This is a genomic window from Chryseobacterium sp. MP_3.2 (assembly GCF_035984805.1).
Classification (GTDB): Bacteria; Bacteroidota; Bacteroidia; order Flavobacteriales; family Weeksellaceae; genus Kaistella.
On record NZ_JAXCHW010000006.1, the window covers coordinates 32686 to 57603 of the forward strand.

A 24918-nucleotide genomic window follows, 5' to 3' on the forward strand; every position below is an offset into this window, starting at 1 on the left:
AGAAATCAATCTGGAAATATCAAAAGAGGAATGGAATAAAATTTTAAACGACTACAATCAAAATCCGCAAAATGAAGAATACGTTGTAGGAAATTTAGCTTTTAAGAAGAATCGTTCTGCGGAGAGTTTAGACAGTATGGGGTGAGATTGCGTGAAAATACAAGCAGAAGGAGACCTGAAGGGAATCTAGGTGAATTACACAATACCCGCAAACCCTGATTGGAAACATGCAAGCTTTACCGTGAATTTTAAAAAATATAGAAAGTTGCAGTTTTTCCATCAGTCAGAAAAATTAATTTTGAAGTGGTTTAAGGACGATGCAAATTACGTTCGAGAAGTTTGTTCCTATGATTTATTTGAAAGATTCGGAGTTTGGACCGCACCGCAATCCAGTTATTGTAAGCTAACTATTAAAGTGACAGGTGACGCGAAGGCAGGATATTTTGGTGTTTATCAAATGATTGAGCCTGTAGATGAAACGTATTTAGCGAACAGAAGCACTTTATTTAATAATAATTCTGGTAATTTATGGAAAGCCAATTACGGTGCTGATCTTAAAAATACGTCTACTGCACCAGATCTCATGGGGATGGAAAATATTACATTAACCTCTAATTATACCCCAGCTTATGATTATAAGGGAAAAAGTGCTAAGCTGGAAACTGCCAAATCTCAACTGGCTAATTTTATGACCAATGTCAATTCAAAATATGGAAAAAACCTTCAATCTTATCTTTCCGGGAAAATGGATGTGAGTCTCTTTCTAAAAACGTATGCGGTGAACGTTATTCTCGGAATGTGGGATGATTACTGGAGCAACAATAACAACTTCTACTTTTATTTTGGCACAGATGAGAAATTTTACTTTATTCCTTATGATTATGACAACAAGTTTGGAACGTCATTTTTGATGACAGACTCCGGCAGCCAAAACCCTTTAGAGTGGGGCAAGAATTCTGAAAACCCTTTAGTTGCAAAAGTTTTAAGCATTCTGGAATTTAAAATGAAATACATTCAGTACTAAAATGATCTCCTCGATAAAAAGTATGATTTATTCTATAATGCTTACAGCCAACAACGAATCTTAAGGTGGCAAAGCAAAATTTCTAATTCTATTTCCAATGATGCGGGGGAAGATAGGTCAATCAGTGATCGTTCCGCAAGTTGGGGAAACCAGTCGCGATACAGACTTTTGAGCAATGATCAGAATAATTACTTCACAGTAAAAGCTGCTTCTATCCCCAAAAATTAAAATTCTAAGATCTTAAGGATTTCGAGGCGCGGAAACTTGCAATTAAATAATACGCTACAAAGATTATTGAAAATTTAATCACCGCCGGAACTGCTTTTTCCAAATCGAATAGAAGGATTCCAAGAACAATTAAAAGTCCCATTCCCAAAAAGGAGATTCCTAATTTTTGCGGCAAGGTAAATTTGGTATCATCTAAGTAATGAGCCATTGCCCATGCTGCTCCGAAAGCAAATCCATAATACAAATCCAATTCCCAACCTTGGGTGCCAAGAAGAAAATAGTTCAATAAAAAACTGATTAGAGTTCCTAAAACAAGATAAAGGAGTGCTTTTTTCATGTGATAATTTTGGCAAAAATATTGAAATTTTACGAATGTATTTACTCAGCTCAGCTTTCCGACAAATAGTAATTTGGATTGTATACTTCAAATAACTTTCAATCAAGTGCTTAGCGCAAAATTAAAAACTTTATATAATTCATTATATTTGAAGTCAATCGAAATTAAAATATGGAAAACCAAAAATATACCCCAAAAAATAAAGTGAGAGTCGTAACAGCCGCTTCTTTATTTGATGGACACGACGCTGCAATTAATATTATGAGAAGAATGATTCAGGCAACTGGTGCCGAAGTTATTCATCTCGGTCACGATAAATCGGCAGAAGAAGTGGTGGATTGCGCTATTCAGGAAGATGCAAATGCAATTGCCTTGACCTCTTATCAAGGTGGTCACAATGAATATTTTAAATACATTTATGATCTTTTGCGACAAAAAGGTGCGCCTCAAATCAAGATTTTTGGCGGCGGTGGTGGCGTAATTCTCCCCGAAGAAATCAAGGAATTAATGGAGTACGGAATTGATCGAATATATTCTCCAGATGATGGCCGTGAAATGGGATTACAAGGAATGATCAATGATTTGGTTCAAAAATCTGATTTCGCCACGGGTGAAAAAATCGAGATTCGTGATTTAGATAAAATAAAATTTGAAGATTCAAAATCCATCGCAGAAGTAATTTCCGCCGTAGAAAATTTCTCCGATGAAAAACCTGACTTGGTAAAAGCCATTGCCGAAAAAGCAAAAGATTCTAAAATACCCATCATTGGAATTACGGGAACAGGTGGAGCAGGAAAATCCTCTTTAACAGACGAATTGGTTCGTCGTTTTTTACGTTCAAATCCAGATCAAAAGATTGCGATTGTTTCCATAGATCCTTCCAAAAAGAAAACGGGTGGAGCTTTGTTAGGAGACAGAATTAGAATGAATTCCATTAATGATCCGCGTGTTTACATGCGTTCCATGGCGACTCGGGAAAATAATGTTTCTGTTTCTCCTTATATTCATTCTGCTTTAAATATTTTAAAATTAGCAAAACCTGATGTCATCATTTTGGAAACTTCCGGAATTGGACAATCGGGTTCCGAAATTACCGATATCGCTGATGTTTCTATGTATGTAATGACGCCAGAATACGGAGCTTCTACGCAATTGGAGAAAATTGACATGCTGGATTATGCGGATTTAGTAGTTTTGAATAAATCTGATAAACGCGGCGCTTTAGATGCACTTCAAGCTGTTCGGAAAACATATCAGAGAAATCATACTGCATTTGATAAAACGTTGGAAGAAATGCCTGTTTTTTCTACAAAAGCGAGTCAGTTTAATGACTACGGAACAACAGAATTATACAATGCTTTAATTAATAAAGTCAATGAAACTTTAGAAAAAGATCAAGGAGAAACTGCTCCCAAATTTAAAGAATTCGTAGAGCAAAATGTATCAGATGACATCACCGTTATTCCTCCAAAACGCGTACGTTATCTTTCAGAAATTGTAGAAAGTAACCATGCTTACGATAAAGAAGTTGAAAATCAAGCATTGATTGCAAAGAGAATGTATCTTTTGGAAGGTGCCAAAGTTCTCATCACCGATGATCAACATACAACCGATAAATTGGAGAAAGTTTTCCTTAAAACGAAAAAAGAACTTTCTGAAGAAAATATCGCTTTCTTAAAAGGCTGGAAACATTTTAAAGAAGAAATGTCGCAAGACGCTTATTCTTATTTTGTTCGTGGAAAAGAAATTAAAGTCGAAACCAAATATGAATCTTTATCCCATTTAAAAATCCCAAAATTATCTTTACCGAAGTTTCAGGATTGGGGAGACTTATTGCGTTGGAAAGGTCAAGAAAATGTTCCCGGACAATTTCCTTACACTGCAGGATTATTTCCTTTTAAAAGAACCGGTGAAGATCCAACCCGTATGTTTGCGGGAGAAGGCGGACCGGAAAGAACAAACCGTAGATTCCATTATGTGTCCGCAGATATGGATGCGAAACGTTTGTCAACCGCTTTTGACTCTGTAACTTTATACGGACAAGATCCCGCTTTACCACCAGATATTTACGGTAAAATTGGAAATGCCGGAGTTTCTATCGCCACTTTAGATGATGCTAAAAAATTGTATTCTGGTTTCGATTTGGTGAATGCCATGACATCGGTTTCTATGACGATTAATGGTCCAGCGCCAATGTTGCTTGCATTTTTTATGAATGCAGCCATCGATCAGAATGTCGAAAAATATTTGTCCGAAAATAATTTGTGGGAAGCAGTTGAGGCAAAATTAAAAGCTAAGTTCGACGACCAAGGTTTGAAAAGACCAAGCTACGAAGGTGAACTTCCAAAAGGAAACAACGGTTTAGGTTTGAAATTATTAGGAATTACGGGTGACGAAGTCATTGATCCAGAAATTTATAATAAAATTAAAGCGGATACGATCGCAAATGTTCGTGGAACGGTTCAGGCAGATATTTTAAAAGAAGATCAAGCGCAAAATACCTGTATTTTTTCTACAGAATTTGCCTTGAGATTAATGGGCGATGTTCAACAATATTTCATCGATGAAAAAGTGAGAAATTTTTATTCGGTTTCAATTTCCGGTTATCACATTGCTGAAGCCGGTGCAAATCCAATTTCGCAGTTGGCTTTTACTTTGGCAAATGGGTTCACTTATGTGGAATATTATTTGAGCCGCGGAATGAATATCAATGATTTCGCTCCGAATTTATCTTTCTTCTTCTCCAACGGATTGGATCCAGAATATGCCGTAATTGGTAGAGTTGCACGAAGAATCTGGGCAAAAGCCATGAAGCTGAAATATCATGCAAATGAAAGATCTCAAATGTTGAAATACCATATTCAAACTTCTGGACGATCTTTGCATGCACAGGAAATTGACTTTAATGATATCCGAACCACTTTGCAAGCTTTGTATGCAATTTACGATAACTGTAACTCTTTGCATACCAATGCGTATGACGAAGCAATCACGACTCCGACTGAAGATTCAGTGAGAAGAGCAATGGCAATTCAGCTCATTATTAATAAAGAATTAGGATTAGCGAAAAACGAAAATCCGCTTCAAGGTTCCTTTATTATTGAAGAATTAACGGATTTAGTAGAAGAAGCGGTTTATACCGAATTCGACAGAATTACAGAACGAGGTGGCGTTCTTGGTGCCATGGAAACCATGTATCAACGTTCAAAAATTCAGGAGGAAAGTATGCATTATGAAATGCTGAAACACACGGGAGAATTCCCAATCATCGGAGTGAATACCTTCTTAGGAAAAGATGGTTCACCAACGGTTCGTCCGGGTGAAGTTATTCGCTCCACGGAAGAAGAAAAGCAAGTACAAATTCAGAATTTAGAAAACTTCCAGAAATCACATGCGGATAAAAGTGAAAAAATCTTAAATAATTTACAAATTTCTGCCATCAATCAAGAAAATCTATTTGAAAAAATGATGGAAGCGGTAAAATACTGTTCACTCGGGCAAATCACTAATGCTTTGTTTGAAGTAGGAGGAATGTATAGACGGAATATGTAAATTTTTATCAGTACTCAAATTATAATTAGCCGTGTCAATGTTGTAAAACTTGATACCGGTTTTTTGTACTTGCTGGAAATTGTTAATGTTCGTTAAATCAAGTAATGACAACCATTTTCTCAAAATCATTTTTTACCTTTATTTTCTAATCTCTTAATTATATAGAAAGTTATGGAAAATACTCAATGTACCTGCAGCTGCGAAGGCTGTAAAACAGGTGAATGTAAAAACTGTACTTGTACCAATTGCACTTGTAAGGGTTGCTCGTGTGGTAAGTAAATCTTAAGATAAATAATTGATCAATCAGAAAAGCCATCAAGCTTCCAAAGGCTTGATGGCTTTTTAATTAAAGTGAATAATCTCTAAATATAAAAAGTACACACCATGAATGTTACCTTAGCACAAGCTGAACAATTAATTTCAGCAGCACAAGAAAAAGCAAAATCAATTGATTGCAAAATGAATATCGCCGTAGTTGATGGTGGTGCCAATTTAGTCGCCTTCGCAAGAATGGATGGCGCATGGTTGGGTTCTTTGGATATTTCCATTAAAAAAGCGAAAACCGCCAGATTTTTTGACATGAATACGGGGGAAATAGGTAAATTATCGCAACCGGGCGAATCTCTGTACAACATCGAACATTCTAATGGAGGATTAATCACTTTTCCCGGTGGAATTCCTTTGAAAAATTCGGAGGGAGAAGTTATCGGTGCAATCGGAGTAAGCGGAAGTTCCGTAGAAAATGATCACGCAGTAGCAGAAGCTGGAGCCGGAGCACTTTAATATTTTTTGCAGCAGGATAGAAATACCTCTCAAGTTTTGAGAGGTATTTTTTTAAATTCTAATTTTTCATTCTTTATATTTGAAAAACACAAAATTTCTATGAATTTTAACTCAATCTTATTTCTCTTCGTCATACTCTTCTCAACTTCCTGCAAATCTGAAAAAGAAAAAATTGCGCAAGAAATTACCTCTCGGGAAGAAATTATTGATAGCACGATTCAGAATTTCAAAAAGCAATTATTAAAACCGCAGATTGATTCCGTTTTTTCAAAATATGATTTTAATGGTTCGGTCGCGGTTATTGAAGGAGATCATATTTTATACCGGAAAGATCAAGGATTTGAAAATTTCAAAACGGAAACACCTCTAGACAGCAGTTCAGTTTTTGCAATTGCCTCAATTAGTAAACAATTTACAGCGGTTTTAATTTTACTTCAAGAAGAAGCTGGGAAGCTTTCAACTGAAGATTCTGTCGCTAAATTTCTACCGGAATTTAGAACGAAAGTCCTTGAAAATATTAAAATTAAAGAATTGCTCAACCATACTTCGGGAATCAGTGATTTTGGGAATGGTCTGCTATCAAAACCTGGCGAAGATTTTCACTATTCGAATAAAGGATTTAGATTGTTGGGAGAAATTATAGATAAAGTTTCAGGCAAATCTTTTGATGAAAATGCGAAAGAACTTTTCTTAAAAGTTGGAATGAAAAATTCTGCAACAGCAAATCTGTTTCAAAACAATCATCTTTCAGGGGCATATACAGGAAATGCAAAGAATTCTCAAGCAGTAGGTAATATGCCTAAAAGACTTGCTAACAGTGAAATTTCTGTACCCGCGGGCGGAATTTTATCCACCGTTTCAGATTTACATCTCTGGAATAAAAGTTTATATGGCGGATTAATTTTAAAACCGCAATCCTTAGAGAAATTATTAGCGAAATCTTCCGATAGAAAACATCCCGTCTTTGGGAAAATGGGTTACGGTTTTGGAATCATGATGAGTAAAAACGCACCTCTTTCTTATTTCCATTCGGGTTATGTGAAGGGAGCGCCTTCTTTATTAGTGTTTTATCCTGAGTCTAAAACTTCCCTGATTATTTTATCCAATATTGCAGAAGAGTCAAGAGGAAAAAATGCCATTTTTAATCCTCACAAAGATATTAAGCAAGCAATGGATGTGATTGAAAAAGCAGTGATTGGGTTAAAAAAATAAGGGGTGAAAATTAATTTCACCACCCTTAATTTTAAATGCTTCTGAAAAAAAAAGGAATTAGACCGTTAACGTTTTTCTTAGTTCATCAAGAAATCCTGTAAATCGTTCTGGAGTTTTTCTATTTTCAAAACCAGGGATTAACGCATGTTCTTTGGTGAGTTGTTCTGTGGTTTTTCCTTCTTTAATCGCTTTCAATACAAATTCATTTGATGCCGCTAAAAAATTAGCCATTTCATTAAGATTGGATTTATTACCGGTAACAAATTCTGGTTTATCCGCATGACCGAAAATAAATAGGGTGTCAAAACCATCTTTCGTTTCGAAAACGCCGACGGTTCCACCTCTGTTGTTAAATTTATTTACATTTCCCCGAACTTTTAAAAGTGTTCCGGCAGAAACCAGTAAGGGCTCAAAAGTTACACGGTCAACTTGTACCGTTGCGCAACTGAGAAAGGCGGGTGCTAAAGCCAACCCTAAGCCTGCGGTAAAAGTGGTGGCAAGAAATTGATTACGATCCTTAACAGTTTTGTTTTTTTAAGGTCTTATTTCAAAATGATTAAGGTGCAATCATTAAAGATAGAAGATCCGATCCATTTCTGAACCGGATTTTTCATCTTTTCGTAATTCTTTTATTTTTTATCGAAATCTCCTGCGTAAACAGATGTTAAACGGTCTAAGGTGATGTATTTTTTTAAAGCAGCATTAACCTCTTCTAATTTCAATCCTGCAATTTTTGAGTTTAAGACATCATACTCTTCTAAAGGAAGGCCATACTGAAGTTTTTTGTTGACTAGATTAATTAAAGTGTCATCCATTCCAAGCATTGTTTTTTGCAAATTGCTGTAACTTTTTTTATTATCTGCTAGTTCTGTAGCGGTAAATCCTTCTTTTAATGCTTTCGAAATTTCTTCTTTTACTGCGCTTTCTACGGCGTTTCTTTTAGTTGGGTTCAGTAGGGCGTAGAAACCCCAACTTGCTGCATCATTAGAAACAGGCACTCTCATAAAAGATCCAGCGCCATAACTAATTCCTTCTTTTTCTCTTAATCTCATTGGAATTCTGGCTGCTAAAAACCCACCGCTTCCTAAAATTTCATTAGCCAAAAGTAATGCGCCATAATCAGAACTTTTTTGATCCATGCGGAAAGTTTCCATTCCGAAAGCCATCGCGTTTTCCTTATCCGGCGTCAAGAAATGTTTATCTAGTTTTTTAGTTTCAAAAAAGGTAGGTTTGATCTCCGTGTATTTTGATTTCGCATTCCATTTCCCAAAAGTGCTTTCCATTGCAGAGACTGCAGTTTTTGGCTCAATATTTCCCAGCACGGTTCCAAATCCTGTACTGGCACCTAATATAGATTGGTAGAAATTTAAGATCTGGTCGCGTGTAACTTTTTTAGTGTTGTCTATTTGTTCCTGCAAAGACCCCGTATAGAAAACACTTTCTTTCGGATATGGATAAACAATTCTTTGCAATTCATTTTGTGCTATCGCCTGCGGATCTTTCAATTGACTTTCTAAATAGGTGTAATAATTAGCAATTGCGTTAGTAATTTCATTTTGAGGGAATACAGAATTTGAGAGCATATCTTTTAAAATATCCATCACTTCCGAATAATTTTTACTGTAAGTTTCCACAGATATTGTCAAACTTTGTCCAGTCATAGAAGTTTTGATAGATGATTTTAATTGGTCTAAACGATCTTGGATTTGCTCTTTGGATTTTGATTTAGTTCCTGCATTCAACAAATCTGCGGTTAAAAGCGCTACTTCATTTTTGCCTGCCAAATCTTTTTCATTCCCCAGCAGAAATTTGAACGTGGCCAAAACTTTATCACCTTTTACCTCTTTGTTGATCAATCCGTATTTCATTCCGTTAGAGAGTGTACCTTCCGTAAGATTTTTTTTGAGATTTGCAATGCTTGCCTCGAAGGGTGCTGCTTCTTTTTCCAGTGTTTTGCCTTTGTAATTTGCCGTCAGTGTTGCAATTTGGGTGGGAGAAAATTCTGTAGGTTTCACGCGAATTTCATTGGAAGTGGGCACAAATACTCCAACCGTTCGATTGTTGCTTTTAAAATATTTATCAGCTACTCTTTTAATATCTGCCAACTTCAGGTTTTCTACATGATCTCGGTAGAGAAAAGCAAGTTTGTAATTTCCACTTCCGACGATTTCTGTCAAGGCGATGGCGTAATCAACGGTGTTATTTTTAATGTCGGAAATTTGTTTGAGTAATCTCGATTTTGCACGGCCTAAATCTGCCTCTGTATAATTGTTGGTGGCCACTTTATCTAATTCTGCTTTCACCAATTTTTCCGTAAGGAATACGTTTTTCTCTTTCGAAAGATCAAAGTTGAAATACATTACGCCAGGATCTCTGGTTTCGGGAGAATACGCCCATAGGCTTGAAACTATCTGGGTTTCCACCAAACTTTTGTAGAGATAACCAGAAGGATTTCCAGTTAAAATTTCATTGAGTGCAGCTAAAGCAGCAAAATCTTGATCTGCGTAAGCGGCGGTATGATAAGCGGCGGCGATAATTTTGCTTTCGCCTGCTCTATTCAGAATTACGGTTTTTTCTCCATCTTGGGATGGTTCCACGGTATAAGTCGATCCTAATTCTCGGGTAGGTTTAGGGATGATGGAGAAATTTTCTGCGATGTATTTTAAAGCATTATCCTCCTCAAATTTACCTGCAATAATCAACGTTGCATTATCGGGTTGATAATATTTTTCATAGAATTTTCTTAACGTTGGTGCTTTTACGCGTTCTATATCTTCTCTACTTCCAATGGTTGAATTTCCATAATTATGCCATAGGTACGAGGTAGAAATAACCTTATCCATTAAAACACGACTTGGATTATTCTCTCCGATTTCGAATTCATTTCTTACCACAGAAAATTCTTTTTCTAAATCACTTTGCAAAATAGTGGCGTTAATCATTCGGTCAGCCTCCATGTTAATGGCCCACTTCAGATTTTCATCGCTAGAGGGAAAAATTTCGTAGTAATTGGTTCTGTCGTAATAGGTTGTTCCATTTGCAGCGCCGCCTTTGTCAGTAAGCTGCTTTTTAATGTCGCCCAAATTTTTGGTGCTTTTAAAAAGCATGTGTTCTAATAAATGCGCCATGCCTTTTTCTCCATATCCTTCATCTTTTGATCCTACATGGTACACAATATTCACAACCATATTGCTTTGTGAAGCATCTGGTATGAGCAGGATTTTCATACCGTTGTTTAAGGAATATTCTTTAATTCCTTCAATATTTCCCAAAAATTTCGGTGTCTCCGATTTTTGTGCTAGAGCCACAGAACTGATAAACATCATCAATAAGAGCGGTAAGCTGATAATTAATTTTTTCATTGGTTTGTTTTTTAATAAAAGTAAATCTACAAAGTTCTAAAGGCTAAATGCTTATCTTCATTTAAATTATTTATAAAATTCTGAACGAAAGGGTGATTTTAACTTTATCATTTATTTTCTTTAGCGATATGCACCGAAAAAAAATCCGATGTAAAACACACCGGATTCTTTTTAGTGATCGATCTTCATTTATTCTTTAATTATTTTTTGAGTGAGGATTAAAGATTTATTTTCATAAACTTTGATAATATAGGTTTGAGGCAGGAGTGATTCCATCTTTACGGAAATTTCGTTGGCAGAAATAATTTCTACACGTGGCGATTTTAAATTTCTACCTGCCGCGTCATAAATTTCTACGGAAATATCTTTCAAGTTTCTACTTTCATCTTTAATGTATAATTGAGATTTTACAGGGTTTGGATAAACGATAAAATTTCTCTCTGAACCACTAACATCTATTGTAGATAGCGTTTTATGGACGGTCCAAGAAATGGTTCCTACATGGATTGAGGAGTGATTGTCTACCTTTAACAAGCTATTTTGATCTACTACTGAAAACAAAACGGTATTTGTACCAAGACTGAAATTGGCAGGATTAAGAGTAGCCGTGTCAGAGGTTTCTGCCAAAGTAGTTCCATTAAGAGTCCAGGTGTTGAGTAAAGTATTGGGAATTGGCAAAATTTCATTGACCTTAAAAGTAAGGGAACCAGATAGATTAATTGCTGCAGTATTAGTTGGGGTAAAAGAATCAATTGGATTTTGAAAAGTGTGAACACGTTCTATTAATTGCTGTGTACAAACGGAACAAAACTCTCGGTTCAGGTAGCGCATTTCGCAATTTTGATGAGGTCTAAACCAAGTGGGACTTTCCTCATAGGGGAAAATACCCACGTTATTAATTCCAATCCAGTTTCTCCACTTATTGGTCGCAGTATTTCCATTTTTAGTTTTGTTCGCAGCTTCACCACTACCAGAAAACCAATATTCATCTGCCATCTTGCCGAAGGAATGTCCCAATTCATGCACTATAATTTCATTGGCCTGCACGTTTTTGGAAAGAAAGGCATAAGTGCCTCCACAGCCGCCATATTCTGTGGAATTTCCCAAAATAAAAGCGACATCAAAATCCGGTACATTACTCGCCAAAACGCTGGTCACTGCGTTTGTACTATTAGAATATAAACATCTATGCGTGCCGCCCACATCAAAGGATGAACCCAAAAAATTATTCGGATTTGTGACAGGAATTACGGGTTCTGTAACATCAGTTGCAGTTCCTGGATGTTTTACCCCTGATTCCAGAGAAACCACTTTTATCGCGTACACATTAAAATAATTTCTATACTGCGAGAAAGGGGCTTTGTTAAAAATGTAATTCACCAAACTCGTCGCATTTGTGACAAAATCAGATTGCTGTGTCGCCGTAAATCCATCTCCTAAAACCACCATATTAATCCGCTTATCATTTGGGCCGTTTTGGATTAAAGGTATTGTTTCAAAGGTCTGAGATAAGCACCATTGACTCATCAAGAGAAAAAGTAGAATTTTTTTCATGTTATTATAGTTTTAGAGTAATTAGTTTTATTTTGGAGTTATCTGTTATTTTCTGGACAGTTACGGCAGCAACTTCCCCTTTTTGATTAAAACGTACGCTGAATTCTGCTTTGTTGAAGGTCATTTTGGTTTTAGAAAGTCCCTCTTCTGCATATACTTCCATCAAGGGGTTTAAAGGATCTTCTATAATGCGTTCTTCTAAAACTTCACCGTTTATACCAAGCATTGAGATTAATAAATTGCCAGCAACATTCGGTTTGTTATTAATGGCACCGCCTTTCATGATGCCTTGTGTAGTTTTAGTACCGGTATGCAACACTTTTTCTTCACCAGAAGTTAATTTTTCAATTTGAAAAAAGAGGAAAACTATGCTATTCTTAGTAGTCGCGATAGTAGGAGAAGACGTGGAATTGCTAGAAGAAACATCTTGTGTTTCACAGGAACTAAGGAAAAATGAAAAATAAATTAAAACGGTGTAAATGAATGATCTATACATAACAGTTTTATTTCCTATCAAAATTAATATAAAAAAGTTTATTGCGGCAGATTATCTTTTATTATTAAAGTAATCGGTTTATTTTTGTAGCGTGCAAAAAGAAAAAATAATATTGGGAATTGATCCAGGAACTGCCATTATGGGTTTCGGAATTATTTCTGTGAAGGAAAGTAAAATGGAACTCGTTTCCATGCATGAACTCATTCTAAAAAAATATCCCAATCACGAAACCAAATTAAAATATATTTTTGAAAGAACTTTATCGCTAATCGATGAATATCATCCGGATGAGGTCGCGCTAGAAGCACCTTTTTTTGGAAAAAACGTGCAGTCTATGTTGAAGTTGGGTCGTGCGCAAGGAGTGGCCATGGCTGCTTCATTGTACAGAGATATTCCCATTACCGAATATTCCCCGAAGAAAATAAAAATGGCCATCACCGGAAACGGAAATGCAAGCAAAGAACAGGTTGCCGGAATGTTGAAAAATCTTTTGAATCTGAAAGAATTTCCCACGAAATACCTCGATGCTTCCGATGGTTTAGCCGTTGCGGTTTGTCACCATTTTAACTCAGGAAATCTGGTTTCTGATAAAAATTATTCTGGATGGGATAGTTTTTTGAAACAAAATCCGGATCGGTTGAAATAAGGTAAGTTTTTCATTTTCAAATATTTAAATTGTAAAACTATTTTACAATAATTCTACAAGGATTTTACTTGGCTAAACCTAATACCATTTGTAACATTGTTGCGTTTTAAAAGACCTATTATTTGAATTTAATGCATAAATAAATGGAAAATCAAAAACTAAATCCAGTCCGTCTGAACCGTCATTCCATGAACTGGTTTCAGCAGTTTCTCATGATTTGTTCCGGCGGAAATATCCATATTTTGCGTAAAACTCCGAGCGAATGGAATAAATTTGCAGGCATTGGCGGAATCGTTTTATTTACAGCAATTTTCGCGACTCTTTCTGCGGGTTACGCGATGTTTACAGTCTTTGATGATCTTTATATTTCCGTTGGTTTTGCTATTCTGTGGGGTTTAATGATCTTTAATCTGGATCGGTACATCGTTTCTTCTATTAAGAAAACCGGAACGTGGTGGAATCAAATTTTAATGGCGGTTCCGAGATTAATTTTAGCCGCGTTTTTAGGTGTTATTATTTCGAAACCTTTAGAGTTAAAAATATTTGAAAAAGAGGTGAACAAGCAATTGAATACGATTATACAGAGAAATAAAACCCAGCTTCAAGCCGAAATGAACGGCAGAATTTTGCAGCAATCCGGACCATTTGATACGGAGAAAAAACTCATCCAGACCAAAGTTGCCGATTATCAAAAATCTTATGATTCCGCAGCAGTTGAGTTGGAAAAAGAAATTTTAGGCAAACAAAGTGGCTTAACGAGTGGAAAAGTAGGATACGGAACGAACGCGAAACGAAAAGCAGAACTGAAAGAACAGCGTCGCCAAGATTTAGAAAATTATCAAAAACAAATTGGTCCACGACTGCAATACCTGGATAAAGAAGTTTCTAAAGTCTACACCAACATTGAAAAGGAAAGAGAAAAAACGGAAACTTTTGAAGATAAATTTAATGGATTTGCCGCAAGACTTCAAGCCTTGGATGAACTCGGAAAAAACACCGCCATCATTGGTTTAGCTGCTAGTTTTATCATGGGGCTTTTCATCGCGCTGGAAATTGCACCGGTTTTGGTCAAATTGATTTCTGGAGTTGGTCCTTACGATTACCTTTTAGAAAAAACAGAGAACGACTATAAATTGTATGCAAAGGAAAAAATCGAAAAAGGAAATGCTTTGACCAATCACAGAATTGAAGATTTTAAAGATAATCTGAAAAAATAATCCAGAAATATTTCACAAAAAAAATACCCGCAAAATTTCTTAAGCGGTTATTTCAACTGATTTTGCGTTATTTTAATTCAGTTCATTCACCGTTTTCGCCACGGCTCCGGAATTTACGGTACCTTCTGCCTGATTCACCATTTCACCTTTTTTATTAAAAACGGTTATAATGTTTGAATGCGAAAAAATAATAGGAGATATTTTCTTGTATTTCACGGCCAAAACATTGGCCAGTTCACGGATTGATTCTTTGTCGCTGGTCAGAAAAAGCCAGGGCTCACCTACCATCTTTCTTTCCTCTGCGTATTTTTTTAAAACGGCAGGTGTATCATTGTCCGGATCAATGGACACTAAAACCATGGTTGTTTCTTTCAATTTTTTAGGATCAATTTTCGCCGCAATTTTTTGCATATCCGCAACTAAAATTGGACAAGCTGTTTGACAACTCGTGAATATCATTACGAAGACGAGGTTTTTTCCTTTCAAATCTTTGAGTTGAAGTTCTTTTCCGTCTTGATTTTGCCATTTGGAATCCAGTAAAAAGATGGATTCTTTTGGTTCGGTATTAAGGTTGCTTTCTTCTTCGGGAGTTCCTTTGCAGGAAAAAATCAATAATCCCACAAAAAAGAGCAGCATAAAATTTTTCATTGTATTATTTTTGAAGGTCTTTCGCACATCGGAAACCGAGATTTCCTACCGTGTAATTTGCTTTTAAACTGGAGCGAAAAGCATATCGCATAAAGGAAGCGTAATTTAAAACGTCTGTCGTACTTGTAGCAGCAGAGGCGCAAAATAATCCTTTGTCATCAAATTCGGCCGTTCTGGAATCACTGGTTGTCATGATGGAATTAAAATCATCGGTCCATTCCCAAACCAGATCAAACATATTGTAAACTCCCCAATAGTTGGGTTTCGAAATTTTCACGGGATTTTTTTCCCGATCTTTTTCGTTGTAAAGATTTATCAAATGAGCAGAGTAGGTTGGTTTATTTCTGGCGTTTTGACTGGTTTCATCGGACATTGCAACATATTCCCATTCGTCAAGAGTTGGTAATCTTTTTCCGGCACTTTTTGCATAAGCTTTTGCCGCAAACCAGGAAACAAATGTTACAGCCGCTTCTGGATCTGCATCTTTTGGAAGGGTTTCGTCATTTTCCCAATCTTTTAAATAGGTTTCATCGGCGAAAACTTCTTTTACATTGCTGCGTTTCCATTTTGGATTTTTCATTACGAAATCCAGATATTCTTTATTCGTCACAGGTTTTTCATCCAAAAGGAAATCGGAAACTGGAACTGAAGTGCTGTCTTCTCCGTAAAAAGGTTGATAATCGCCACCTTTAATGGTAAGCATTTTACCATCTGGATTGATGGCAACTTCTTTTTGAAATGAAGCAGAAGAATCTTTTTTAGAATCTAATGCGATTGATTTATCGCAGGAATTCAAAAGGAAAAAGAAACCGCCAAAGATCAGAAATATTTTGAAATAGTTGGACATGGCAGTTTCTTTTTAGTGTTTATTTGGTTGAGGTTATTGTACTTTATGATAAATTTTTTCATTTTTCTCGCCCGTAACTTTCAAGGTTCCAATGGCACCTTTATTAAATGCGCGGAAGATAGAGTGGTCAACTAGAAGGTAATTTCCTGGCTCTTCCACCTTAAATTCTACCATTGCGGCACCACCTGCAGGAATCACGGTTGTCTGAATATTTTTATTGATGGTAGTTCCACCTTCTACATAAACTCTGTCGAAGATTTCGCCAATCACGTGGAAAGAAGAAACGAGGTTTGGTCCACCATTTCCTACAAACATACGAACGGTTTCGCCTACTTTTGCTTCCAATGCATCTGCTCCCATCAATTTATTTTTCTTCCCGTTAAATACTACATAAGTTGGTCTTTCATCTAATCCTTTGTCCTGGTCAAATTCCTGAAGTCCTTTTTCATCGGTTTTTCCTTTTGTGTAGAATTCTCCCTGCATGATGTAATATTCTCGATCCACTTTTGGCAGTCCACCTTCTGGTTCTACTAAAATTAAACCATACATTCCGTTTGCAATATGCAAGGGAACCGGAGCTGCAGCACAATGGTACACAAATAATCCTGGATTTAAAGCTTTAAAATTAAAGATGGCTTCTTTTCCTGGAGCTACGTTGGTTGCTTCTGCACCACCACCTGGACCATTTACGGCATGAAGGTCAATATTGTGTGGCATTACACTGTTGCTCGCATTTTTTAAGTGAAGTTCAACTTCATCCCCGACTCTTATTCTGATAAAAGTTCCGGGAACGGTGCTGTTAAAAGTCCAGAATTTATAAGTTACACCATCTGCTAATTCCCCTTCTTCTTCCGTGGCAATTAAATTAACCACTACTTTTTTAGCTGCTCTGTCTAAAATCTGAGCTGGAACCATGGGTGGATCCAGTTTGTTTTGCGTTTCAGTTTCACCGCTGACTTTGATGTCCATGTTCGCATTTTCTGTCGTGTTGCTGCTACTTTCTGTTGGATTTTGTTTGCACGCCTGTAAGGTCAAAATAGCGAGTACTAAGCTTGTGATAATTCGTTTCATTGTGAGGATAATTTAACTGTTTTTTAATAGGACAAATTTATCCGATTTATATTATATTTGAAAATTTTAAGGTATGAGTTATATCAGATGAAATTTTAAGAATTTGATTTACCCTTTGCGAAGTTTTATCTAAAGACTTTCGATCTCTATAAAAATCTATATTTAGTGATAAGCAGGCAATTATTTTAAAAAAAAAACCTAGCGGTTGGAAAGTGCAAGAATTAGGGGCTCCGAAATATATTTTTGAGAATAATATTTCGCCGCGCAAATATTTGATTTTAAGGTGTAATTTCCTTTTTTGATGACGAACTGATTTTTAGAATTTTTGGGAACGGGAAGATTGTAAATTTGGTTGGTTCTAATTTCAACCAATCTTAATATTAAATCACAACTGGAATTATTGTCGATGACAATTGCAGTACTCTTATCTTCAGTTTCAGTATCATTGAGAAGGTAGGTCACCACTTCTGCATTCACATTCAATTTGTTCACTTTATCTTTTTCCATGAGCAAATCATATTCTCGCTTTTCATTTGCAGATGAAGATGGATTTGTGCGATAAATTGGATTGTTTGATGGGATAATTTCGCACGCAGTCAATACTAAAAGAGAGAAAAGGAGGATTAAATTTTTCATAGAAGAAATCTTAAGATTTTTAAAGATAGTATTTTCAAGGCAAAAAAATACCGAAGAATTAACCTCGGCATTTGCTTTTAAATATTTTTACAAGGAATAATTGGGAGCTTCCTGCGTGATGATCACATCATGTGGATGAGATTCCTTCAAACCACTTCCGGTGATCATGACCATTTTTCCGTCTTTTTGTAAAGTGTCAATATCTTTCGTGCCGCAATATCCCATTCCTGCGCGAATTCCGCCGGTTAATTGAAATACCACTTCTTCTAATTTTCCTTTGTGTGGAACTCTGCCTTCAATTCCTTCCGGTACGAATTTTTTCGCCTCGCTTTGGAAATATCTTTCTTTTCCACCGCGTCTCATGGCTGAAAGTGAACCCATTCCTTGATACGCTTTAAATTTCCGGCCCTGGAAAATAATTTCTTCTCCCGGCGCTTCATCAGTTCCAGCCAAAAGGGAACCCAACATTACGGCACTTGCTCCAGAAGCCAAAGCTTTCACGATATCTCCAGACAATTTAATTCCACCATCCGCGATTACGGCTACATTTTTAGTTTTAGCATATTCGAAAACATTATAAATTGCGGTCAATTGTGGAACTCCAACTCCGGCTACAACTCTGGTTGTACAAATAGAACCGGGTCCAACTCCGACTTTTAAAATATTGGCGCCGGCTTCAATTAAATCTTTTGCAGCTTCTGCTGTTACGATATTTCCACCTACAATATCCAGATCAGGGAAATTTTTTCGGATTTCTGCAACTTTATCCAGAACTCCTTTTGAGTGTCCATGTGCAGAATCTACCGCAATAATATCTACGCCGGAATTTACCAAAGCAGTAACTCTTTCGATGGTATCTTCTCCAACTCCAACTCCGGCTCCAACGATCAATCGACCGTTTTTGTCTTTATTGGCATTCGGATATTCCATCTGATTATCGATGTCTTTGATGGTAATCAATCCCACTAATTTGAAATCTTTGTCAACGATGGGAAGTTTTTCTACGCGATTTTTTAAGAGAATTTCTTTGGCTTCATCCAGATTTGTGGCTTTATCGGAAGTGATGAGTTTATCTTTCGTCATCAGTTCTTCTACCTTTAAATCTAGATTTTCCTGATATTTCACATCTCGGTTGGTGATGATTCCAATTAATGTATTGGTTTCATCAACCACAGGAAGTCCGGAGATTTTAAATCTGGACATTAATTCTTTGGCTTCCCCTAAAGTATGATCTTTGGATAAAGTTACGGGATCAGAAATCATCCCATTTTCTGAGCGTTTTACGTTGTAAACTTGCGTTGCCTGTTCTTCAATCGGCATATTTTTATGAATAAAACCAATTCCACCAACTCTTGCCAAAGCAATTGCCATTTCACCTTCTGTAACCGTGTCCATTGCGGCAGAAACGATGGGAACATTAAGCGTAATTTTATCTGAAAGTCTGGATTTAAGGGAAACCTGATTCGGTAAAACTTCTGAATAAGAAGGGATGAGAAGTACGTCATCGAAAGTGATGGCAGTTTCTACGATTTTGGAGTGAATAGACATCTTTACTTTCTGCGCGAAATTAAGTTATTTTTTGCGAAAATGAAAATTTCTAAGGATTTTGTGAACTGAATTTAATATTAGATAAAATCTAAAATAGCCCTGATCGAAATGGTATCCTTTTATGGAACTTCAGTGGAATAAAAGATATAATGAAGAGCAGGTTCTTGGCTCCAAAAAAAGATAGCCACAAAAATTTGTAGCTATTTCCTATCTAATTTATTGCGAAACCAATTTCTTCACATCCTTTTTTTCCGAATAGTTAATGATCTGTGAAATATCATCTGCGGTAAATTTTCCGGAGATATCCACATAAACCAACTCTGTTCCCGATGCAATGGTAATAAGCAACTTGCGAATGTTTTCTCCGTTTTGCTTCGCCTGAAAATTAATAGTTTCCTTCTCTTTTTTCACCGTGACCCATTCTTCGTAATTATTTTTGGTCAGGTATTTTGCATAATCTGCTACCATTTCTTTATTTCCATTTTCTACGGTCATTACTTTGATATCGGATATTTTTTGGAGAAGAGAAATAAGTTGGTCACTTTCACCTTCATCCCGCAACGCTTTTTTCACGATTGGTTTTGCCAAAAACATGGGAACATTTACACTTGTGAATTTCACGCCTTTCGTTTCGTAATTTGAATTATCAAAAAACCCCATTTTTGGTTTTTGAGAAACAATACAGGATTGCAGAGATAAAGTCAGGATTACAAGCGGGGCTAAATAATGTAATTTTTTCATGATCTTAAATTAAAAAGGTTTAACTGTTCCACCGCTGGAAGATTTTTTTGCGCCCTGCAAAATTTCTGGATCTCCTTTGTAGCGAATCGATGCTCCGGAACTTGCTGTTGCAGTTAATGTTTCGGTTGCATGCACTTTAATATTTGCGCCAGAAGAAGCTTGAACAATCGCATTTTTAGCAATCAAATTTTGGGCGTTACACGCAGCTGCGCTCGATAAATCAAGAAAAATTTGATCCGCAGTTCCTTCCAATGTAGCCATGGAACCACTGCTTCCTTCAAACTGAAGGGTCCTGGAAGTAGAAGCGATTCTTGCACTGGAACCAGAACTGATATCCACTTTTACGCTATTTGCAATATTTAAATCCGCATTTAAATTAGCGCCGGAAGAAATTTTACTGTCAAAATCATTTTCTTTGATGGTGTTCAAAGTCGTAAACAAAGAGCCGGAAGAAACCTGAACAGAAGACAATCGTGGCGCTTCAATCGTTACCAGCAACTTTTTGAAATTAAGATTGCGGTTTTCTTTATATTTTACAGCAATCACTAGAATTCCATTTTCTACTTCTGTGGTTACGTATTGCTGTAGATTTGGATCCGTATCCACAATCACAGACTGGTTATTTCCCTGCGTAAAATTCACTTTGATGCCACTGGAAACGGAAACACCGGTAAATTTTCCCACATTTCGAACTTGCGTCACTCCGCTGGAGGAGATATTTTCGGTGGTGACAGAACTTTTAGTCGCAGATTTTTCTGCTTCATTCACAAGATTATTCACATCATCCATGGAAATTTTACCTTCCAACATGAGCAACATTGTATTGCCTTCGGAATTAATGCTGAGCAAAAGATCATCAAGAATGCCATTGGTCGCATCCGAAGAGAGAAACTTAATTTTATTGTCTTTGCTGTTTACGGTGATCAGTTCTTCGTATTTCATGTTCTTCAGCGAACTTGTAATGTCCGATTGTAATTTCAGAAACTGATTTTGCTTGCTTTGATCTTCTGGTTTTGCAGAAACTGCGGGTTTTTCTACGATGAGAATCTTCAACCCGTTAATTTTACTGAGCAAAGGTTTAATTTGAAAAAGTTCATCATCGGCAATGTTTAATTTGTTCAGCATATTAAACATAGGTTTTGCAATTTTGATGGAGGTTACTCCTTCTGCTTCCTGATATTTTTCAAAAAGCTGATCCAGTTTGTCTTTCTGCGCATTTATTTGAAAGAAATACGAAAAAAGAAGAGCGATTATGATAAGTAATTTTTGCATGATATAAAATTTTAGTAATCATTGTTAAAGTTGTTGATGACGTCAGTTTGAGCCACCGTTTTTGATACATTTTCAGACAAGATCCGGAAGGAATACTTCGTCAAGTCAATTGCTTCCTGTTCATTTTCTATTTTCTGACCATTAATTATTACGTAATTAGATTCATAGTCAGAGGTTTCTGCTTCTGGCGCAACTATTTTCGGGGTTGCGTTTTTGGCATATCGTGGTCGAAGATCTTTTTTAAGGCGGCCTCTTTTCGGTAAAATTTGGTTCATTACTTCAGTTTCCGTTTTCTCAACTCTGGAACTGGAGTCAGCGGCTTTTTTTTCAGTTTCAACTTTTAGAGTATCAGAAATCACTGTGCTCGCAAGGTTGGATTCCTGTTGAAAAGTATCTTTCGTTTTCAGAATTTCGTTTTTAACCAAATTATTTTGATTCACAATTGAACTTTTATTTTCATAATTAAAGAAAACTCCGGCGGAAATCAACAAAATCACACTTGCAGCCATCCAAAAAGTTTTCGGAATTGAACCGCCTTTTGCTTTGGAAGCCAATGGAATCACTTTTTCTTCTTCCTTCGTTTTTTTCAGGAAATCTTCGAAATCCCAATCCATTTTCTCTTCTTTGAGTTCCTGGGTGATTTCCTTGTATTTATCTTCGGTTGTATCTTTTTTCATGGTAATAATTGTTATAAACTTTCAATCATTCTATTTTCAAAATCCATCAGTTTCAGGATCTGTTCTTTTACTTTTTGTCTTGCACGCATCAGATTTACTCTTACTGCATTTTGCTCCATTTCCAGCATTTCTGCAATCTCCGAAACATCAAAATCTTCTACATCTTTCAGGTGAATCACGGCTTTTTGTTTTTCCGGAAGTTCATTGATGAACGCAATAATCTGTTCTTTTAAATTGTTCGTTTCAAACTGGTATAATTCACTTCTATGCATTTGAAAATCTGCAAATCCTGATTTTACATCCTCATGTTTTAATCGGTTCAGACATTCATTTTTCACGGACTTCATGGCATAAGATTTCAAGTTCCCGAAATTGACAAGTTCTTCTTTTTTCTGCCAGAATTTCAGCATCAGATCCTGCACTACATCTTCCGCTTCATCACTGCTGATCACGAATCTTTTCGCAAAACGATACATCTCATCTTTGAGGCAAAATACCGTGTTTTTAAAAGATTCGTGGGTCATAGTCTGTTTTCTATAAGTAAGACAACTAATTTCCGAATTATATTACATCAAAATAAAAAAAACTTCAAAATAATTTTTGAAATTTCAGTGATATTGATATTTACAGGAGATGTTTTATGTTGAATTTAATAATTGACGAATTATAAATTCAATAGGAACGGGCTTTAGCACATTTGTTAAAAATAGAAAGCAATTGGCTTTAGCCAAAACTTATTTGTCAATTAATTTGACGTAAATTTTTACGATGAATGTTGCAGCCCGACTTGAGGGGAAATCCTTTTTTAGTGGTGGGAATGCGATGGCGGAAAAAGATTGGGAGCGGAAGGCGGAAAAAGCTGCCCAAAAAAACAAAAACTTTCTACAAATCCGTCACCTTTTTCTCAATTTTATAGACCGTTCCCCGAAAAGTTGCCACTAAAACTTTATGCTGATTCGTAATAGAAATATCGTAAACTCCCGTTTTTCGCGTATCGGAAATCAAAACACTTTCTGCGGTTAAAATGTCACCTAATCTCACCGCTTTTGTAAAATTCATGGAACAATGCAGTGCAACCGACGCTTCATTGGTATTATTACTCGAAAAAGCCAAGGCAGAATCAGCCAGAGAAAATGTGATTCCGCCGTGAACCGTTCGCAGTCCGTTGATCATTTCTTTTTTTATGGGCATTTCAATGAGACAATATTTCTCCCGAATTTCGATGAGTTTTATTCCCATCCATTGTGAGAATTCATCTTGATTGAGCATGTATTGAGCGAGTTCGAGTGGAGTCATAGTTTAAGTTTGCTGATGGGTTGATTCTAATATGTAAAAAGGAAATTCACTTTAAATTTCGAGTTTTCATTTCTTTATTTAAAGTCTGTACTTGAAAAAATAGAGGCAAAGTAATGAAAGGCAATATAAAAACAGGAATTAAAGTGGCCATTGACACCGAGTGAAATCCTTTTATAAAAAAGAGATAGAACAATAAAGCCAGCAATATTACACAAACGATGTACATGCCTATTAAAATGCCATTCAACAAATTTCTTCTTTTAATTAATTTGTCGTCTGGTAAATCTGAGAGTTCTTCTTTTTTCACCGTGATTTTTTAAATTTTAATAAAACGTCTTAAATATGAGTCAAATATGAATTTTCGTGTTGAGAAATATTCATTTTTCTTTATTGGTAAAAAAGGTTTTGTAAACAATAAAAATAACCACAACTGCAAGAATTGTTAACCATTTTTCTTGAAAAAATGCTGTAAAATCTTGGGTAGAATTCATTAAAAATTTAGACATGAAGAAACTCAAAACGAGTAGAATTCCAAATGAAATTACCATTGAAACTAAAGCTGGAATAATTTTTCTATTCATAAGTTCATCGCATTAGTCGATTATATATTTTTAAGAAGTGGACTTTGTTTATAGCGTTCTTCCTGATATTCGTCGTAGAGGTTTTGTAAAGTTTCTGATACTTTTTTGTAACCAATTTCATTTCCCCACGCAAGTAATCCTTTTGGGTAATTTACGCCTTTTTGCATGGCTAACTCAATCGCTTCATCGCTTGCAATTCCCAGCCGTTTCGCTTCTACGGCTTCATTGATCAGCATTGATAAGATTCGCATGAAGATTTCTTCGTAGAGTTTTGCGTTCTTTTCTGGAACAGATTTTACTGCATTTTCAGCGTAATCGTAAAATCCTTTTCCGGTTTTTCTGCCGTGTAATTTTGCCTCGCTCATTCTTTGTTGGAGCAAGCTTGGTTTGTATTTCGGGTCGTAAAAATAATCAGCGTAAACTGTTTTCGTTACAGAGAAATTGACATCAATTCCAATGAGATCCATCAATTCAAACGGTCCCATTTTGAAATTTCCTAAAGTTCGCATCGCATCATCAATCTGTTCTGGAGTGGCAATATTTTCTTCCGCAATTCTTAATGCTTCACCATAAAAAGGTCGCGCAATTCTATTCACGATAAATCCGGGAACATCTTTCGCGATCACGGGAATTTTGCCCCAACTTTTCATTAAAGAAACCATTTCTTCTGCTAAATTGTTCTCCGTTAAAAGTCCCGGAATCACTTCTACCAATGGCATTAAAGGAGCCGGATTAAAAAAATGAATTCCAATAAACCGTTTTGGATTCTTTAATTCAGAAGATAGGGAAGTGATGGAAATTGAAGACGTATTGCTGGAAATCACACATTTGTCAGAAACGATTTCTTCTAATTGTTGAAAAACTTTGGTTTTGATTTCTTTATTTTCGATGATGGCTTCAATGACCAGATCACAATCTTTGAAATCCTGAAGTTCTGTGCAAAATTTAATTCGATTATAGATGTTTTCGCTTTCTTCTAAATTAATTTTACTTTTTTCGACTAATCTGGCCAAAACTTTTTGAAGTCCTTCTAAAGATTTTTTCGTCTGAGAAGTATTTTGATCGTATAGAAAAACCTCGCACCCATTCATTGCCGCAACTTGCGCAATTCCAATTCCCATGGTTCCGGAACCTATTATACCTACGTTCATAAATTTAATTTGAATATTTGTTAATGTGCTAATTTATTA

23 protein-coding genes are annotated in these 24918 nt (G+C 36.1%); 6 read left to right on the forward strand and 17 right to left on the reverse strand.

Going from position 1 to position 24918, the window contains the following annotated elements; translation table 11 throughout:
• Window positions 1–190 precede the first annotated feature (190 nt).
• Window positions 191–1024, forward strand: coding sequence for a CotH kinase family protein (locus RCH13_RS08960; RefSeq protein WP_326986900.1), 834 nt, complete (start codon window positions 191–193; stop codon window positions 1022–1024).
• A 232-nt stretch (window positions 1025–1256) separates the two neighbouring features.
• On the opposite strand, the gene RCH13_RS08965 is transcribed toward RCH13_RS08960, so the two are convergent.
• On the reverse strand, window positions 1257–1589 hold the full coding sequence (locus tag RCH13_RS08965; RefSeq protein ID WP_326986901.1) for a hypothetical protein: 333 nt from the start codon (window positions 1587–1589) through the stop codon (window positions 1257–1259).
• Between the two features lie 171 nt (window positions 1590–1760).
• On the opposite strand from RCH13_RS08965, the gene RCH13_RS08970 reads away from it, so the two are divergent.
• The 3 genes from RCH13_RS08970 to RCH13_RS08980 all read left to right on the forward strand — a co-directional run bounded on the left by RCH13_RS08970 (window position 1761) and on the right by RCH13_RS08980 (window position 7136).
• Window positions 1761–5141 carry a methylmalonyl-CoA mutase family protein gene (locus RCH13_RS08970; RefSeq protein WP_326986902.1) on the forward strand — a complete coding sequence of 1127 codons (3381 nt, stop codon included), beginning with the start codon at window positions 1761–1763 and terminating at the stop codon, window positions 5139–5141.
• Between the two features lie 384 nt (window positions 5142–5525).
• Entirely contained in the window at window positions 5526–5924 is a 399-nt protein-coding gene (locus RCH13_RS08975) for a GlcG/HbpS family heme-binding protein (protein WP_326986903.1), read from the forward strand.
• 99 nt (window positions 5925–6023) lie between these two features.
• On the forward strand, window positions 6024–7136 hold the full coding sequence (locus tag RCH13_RS08980) for a serine hydrolase domain-containing protein (RefSeq protein WP_326986904.1): 1113 nt from the start codon (window positions 6024–6026) through the stop codon (window positions 7134–7136).
• A 57-nt stretch (window positions 7137–7193) separates the two neighbouring features.
• Here RCH13_RS08980 and RCH13_RS08985 read toward each other — a convergent pair whose 3' ends face one another.
• The 4 genes from RCH13_RS08985 to RCH13_RS09000 all read right to left on the reverse strand — a co-directional run bounded on the left by RCH13_RS08985 (window position 7194) and on the right by RCH13_RS09000 (window position 12548).
• Window positions 7194–7607 carry a hypothetical protein gene (locus tag RCH13_RS08985; protein WP_326986905.1) on the reverse strand — a complete coding sequence of 138 codons (414 nt, stop codon included), beginning with the start codon at window positions 7605–7607 and terminating at the stop codon, window positions 7194–7196.
• Between the two features lie 158 nt (window positions 7608–7765).
• Window positions 7766–10498: a M16 family metallopeptidase gene (locus tag RCH13_RS08990; RefSeq protein ID WP_326986906.1), complete on the reverse strand. Its 2733-nt coding sequence runs from the start codon at window positions 10496–10498 to the stop codon at window positions 7766–7768.
• Window positions 10499–10687: 189 nt separating this feature from the next.
• Window positions 10688–12052, reverse strand: a complete 1365-nt coding sequence (locus RCH13_RS08995) for a M64 family metallopeptidase (protein ID WP_326986907.1) — start codon at window positions 12050–12052, stop codon at window positions 10688–10690.
• 4 nt (window positions 12053–12056) lie between these two features.
• Window positions 12057–12548, reverse strand: a complete 492-nt coding sequence (locus tag RCH13_RS09000; RefSeq protein WP_326986908.1) for a hypothetical protein — start codon at window positions 12546–12548, stop codon at window positions 12057–12059.
• A gap of 91 nt (window positions 12549–12639) precedes the next feature.
• Between RCH13_RS09000 and ruvC the strand changes: the two genes are divergently transcribed.
• Together ruvC and RCH13_RS09010 are read left to right on the forward strand one after the other, a co-directional pair.
• Complete coding sequence (gene ruvC / locus RCH13_RS09005) at window positions 12640–13194, forward strand: crossover junction endodeoxyribonuclease RuvC (protein ID WP_326986909.1); 555 nt, start codon at window positions 12640–12642, stop codon at window positions 13192–13194.
• A 143-nt stretch (window positions 13195–13337) separates the two neighbouring features.
• The gene (locus tag RCH13_RS09010) at window positions 13338–14411 is read left to right on the forward strand and encodes a DUF4407 domain-containing protein (RefSeq protein WP_442784626.1); all 1074 of its coding nucleotides are present in this window, start codon (window positions 13338–13340) and stop codon (window positions 14409–14411) included.
• Between the two features lie 72 nt (window positions 14412–14483).
• Here RCH13_RS09010 and RCH13_RS09015 read toward each other — a convergent pair whose 3' ends face one another.
• The 12 genes from RCH13_RS09015 to RCH13_RS09070 form a co-directional block, all read right to left on the reverse strand.
• Window positions 14484–15059, reverse strand: coding sequence for an SCO family protein (locus RCH13_RS09015; protein WP_326986910.1), 576 nt, complete (start codon window positions 15057–15059; stop codon window positions 14484–14486).
• 4 nt (window positions 15060–15063) lie between these two features.
• Complete coding sequence (locus RCH13_RS09020) at window positions 15064–15906, reverse strand: formylglycine-generating enzyme family protein (protein ID WP_326986911.1); 843 nt, start codon at window positions 15904–15906, stop codon at window positions 15064–15066.
• A gap of 33 nt (window positions 15907–15939) precedes the next feature.
• Complete coding sequence (gene nirK / locus RCH13_RS09025) at window positions 15940–16977, reverse strand: copper-containing nitrite reductase (protein ID WP_326986912.1); 1038 nt, start codon at window positions 16975–16977, stop codon at window positions 15940–15942.
• Window positions 16978–17175: 198 nt separating this feature from the next.
• Window positions 17176–17613 carry a DUF6759 domain-containing protein gene (locus RCH13_RS09030; protein ID WP_326986913.1) on the reverse strand — a complete coding sequence of 146 codons (438 nt, stop codon included), beginning with the start codon at window positions 17611–17613 and terminating at the stop codon, window positions 17176–17178.
• An 87-nt stretch (window positions 17614–17700) separates the two neighbouring features.
• On the reverse strand, window positions 17701–19161 hold the full coding sequence (gene guaB, locus RCH13_RS09035) for an IMP dehydrogenase (RefSeq protein ID WP_326986914.1): 1461 nt from the start codon (window positions 19159–19161) through the stop codon (window positions 17701–17703).
• A 216-nt stretch (window positions 19162–19377) separates the two neighbouring features.
• Window positions 19378–19902, reverse strand: a complete 525-nt coding sequence (locus RCH13_RS09040) for a DUF4252 domain-containing protein (protein WP_326986915.1) — start codon at window positions 19900–19902, stop codon at window positions 19378–19380.
• 9 nt (window positions 19903–19911) lie between these two features.
• Window positions 19912–21174 carry a DUF4252 domain-containing protein gene (locus tag RCH13_RS09045; RefSeq protein ID WP_326986916.1) on the reverse strand — a complete coding sequence of 421 codons (1263 nt, stop codon included), beginning with the start codon at window positions 21172–21174 and terminating at the stop codon, window positions 19912–19914.
• 11 nt (window positions 21175–21185) lie between these two features.
• Window positions 21186–21851: a hypothetical protein gene (locus tag RCH13_RS09050; RefSeq protein WP_326986917.1), complete on the reverse strand. Its 666-nt coding sequence runs from the start codon at window positions 21849–21851 to the stop codon at window positions 21186–21188.
• A gap of 11 nt (window positions 21852–21862) precedes the next feature.
• Entirely contained in the window at window positions 21863–22375 is a 513-nt protein-coding gene (locus RCH13_RS09055; protein WP_326986918.1) for an RNA polymerase sigma factor, read from the reverse strand.
• Between the two features lie 358 nt (window positions 22376–22733).
• Window positions 22734–23147: a PaaI family thioesterase gene (locus tag RCH13_RS09060; RefSeq protein ID WP_326986919.1), complete on the reverse strand. Its 414-nt coding sequence runs from the start codon at window positions 23145–23147 to the stop codon at window positions 22734–22736.
• Window positions 23148–23524: 377 nt separating this feature from the next.
• A complete protein-coding gene (locus RCH13_RS09065; protein WP_326986920.1) occupies window positions 23525–23728 on the reverse strand; it encodes a hypothetical protein in 204 nt (67 codons plus the stop codon).
• A gap of 20 nt (window positions 23729–23748) precedes the next feature.
• The gene (locus RCH13_RS09070; protein WP_326986921.1) at window positions 23749–24879 is read right to left on the reverse strand and encodes a 3-hydroxyacyl-CoA dehydrogenase NAD-binding domain-containing protein; all 1131 of its coding nucleotides are present in this window, start codon (window positions 24877–24879) and stop codon (window positions 23749–23751) included.
• Window positions 24880–24918 lie beyond the last annotated feature (39 nt).

Bases quoted from the DNA above. Each gene is read 5' to 3' on its own strand.
- RCH13_RS08965 (WP_326986901.1), bottom strand. From the start codon at position 1,589: ATGAAAAAAGCACTCCTTTATCTTGTTTTAGGAACTCTAATCAGTTTT.
- RCH13_RS08970 (WP_326986902.1), top strand. From the start codon at position 1,761: ATGGAAAACCAAAAATATACCCCAAAAAATAAAGTGAGAGTCGTAACA.
- RCH13_RS08975 (WP_326986903.1), top strand. From the start codon at position 5,526: ATGAATGTTACCTTAGCACAAGCTGAACAATTAATTTCAGCAGCACAA.
- RCH13_RS08980 (WP_326986904.1), top strand. From the start codon at position 6,024: ATGAATTTTAACTCAATCTTATTTCTCTTCGTCATACTCTTCTCAACT.
- RCH13_RS08990 (WP_326986906.1), bottom strand. From the start codon at position 10,498: ATGAAAAAATTAATTATCAGCTTACCGCTCTTATTGATGATGTTTATC.
- RCH13_RS08995 (WP_326986907.1), bottom strand. From the start codon at position 12,052: ATGAAAAAAATTCTACTTTTTCTCTTGATGAGTCAATGGTGCTTATCT.
- RCH13_RS09000 (WP_326986908.1), bottom strand. From the start codon at position 12,548: ATGTATAGATCATTCATTTACACCGTTTTAATTTATTTTTCATTTTTC.
- RCH13_RS09010 (WP_442784626.1), top strand. From the start codon at position 13,338: ATGGAAAATCAAAAACTAAATCCAGTCCGTCTGAACCGTCATTCCATG.
- RCH13_RS09015 (WP_326986910.1), bottom strand. From the start codon at position 15,059: ATGAAAAATTTTATGCTGCTCTTTTTTGTGGGATTATTGATTTTTTCC.
- RCH13_RS09020 (WP_326986911.1), bottom strand. From the start codon at position 15,906: ATGTCCAACTATTTCAAAATATTTCTGATCTTTGGCGGTTTCTTTTTC.
- nirK (WP_326986912.1), bottom strand. From the start codon at position 16,977: ATGAAACGAATTATCACAAGCTTAGTACTCGCTATTTTGACCTTACAG.
- RCH13_RS09030 (WP_326986913.1), bottom strand. From the start codon at position 17,613: ATGAAAAATTTAATCCTCCTTTTCTCTCTTTTAGTATTGACTGCGTGC.
- guaB (WP_326986914.1), bottom strand. From the start codon at position 19,161: ATGTCTATTCACTCCAAAATCGTAGAAACTGCCATCACTTTCGATGAC.
- RCH13_RS09040 (WP_326986915.1), bottom strand. From the start codon at position 19,902: ATGAAAAAATTACATTATTTAGCCCCGCTTGTAATCCTGACTTTATCT.
- RCH13_RS09045 (WP_326986916.1), bottom strand. From the start codon at position 21,174: ATGCAAAAATTACTTATCATAATCGCTCTTCTTTTTTCGTATTTCTTT.
- RCH13_RS09050 (WP_326986917.1), bottom strand. From the start codon at position 21,851: ATGAAAAAAGATACAACCGAAGATAAATACAAGGAAATCACCCAGGAA.
- RCH13_RS09055 (WP_326986918.1), bottom strand. From the start codon at position 22,375: ATGACCCACGAATCTTTTAAAAACACGGTATTTTGCCTCAAAGATGAG.
- RCH13_RS09060 (WP_326986919.1), bottom strand. From the start codon at position 23,147: ATGACTCCACTCGAACTCGCTCAATACATGCTCAATCAAGATGAATTC.
- RCH13_RS09065 (WP_326986920.1), bottom strand. From the start codon at position 23,728: ATGAATAGAAAAATTATTCCAGCTTTAGTTTCAATGGTAATTTCATTT.
- RCH13_RS09070 (WP_326986921.1), bottom strand. From the start codon at position 24,879: ATGAACGTAGGTATAATAGGTTCCGGAACCATGGGAATTGGAATTGCG.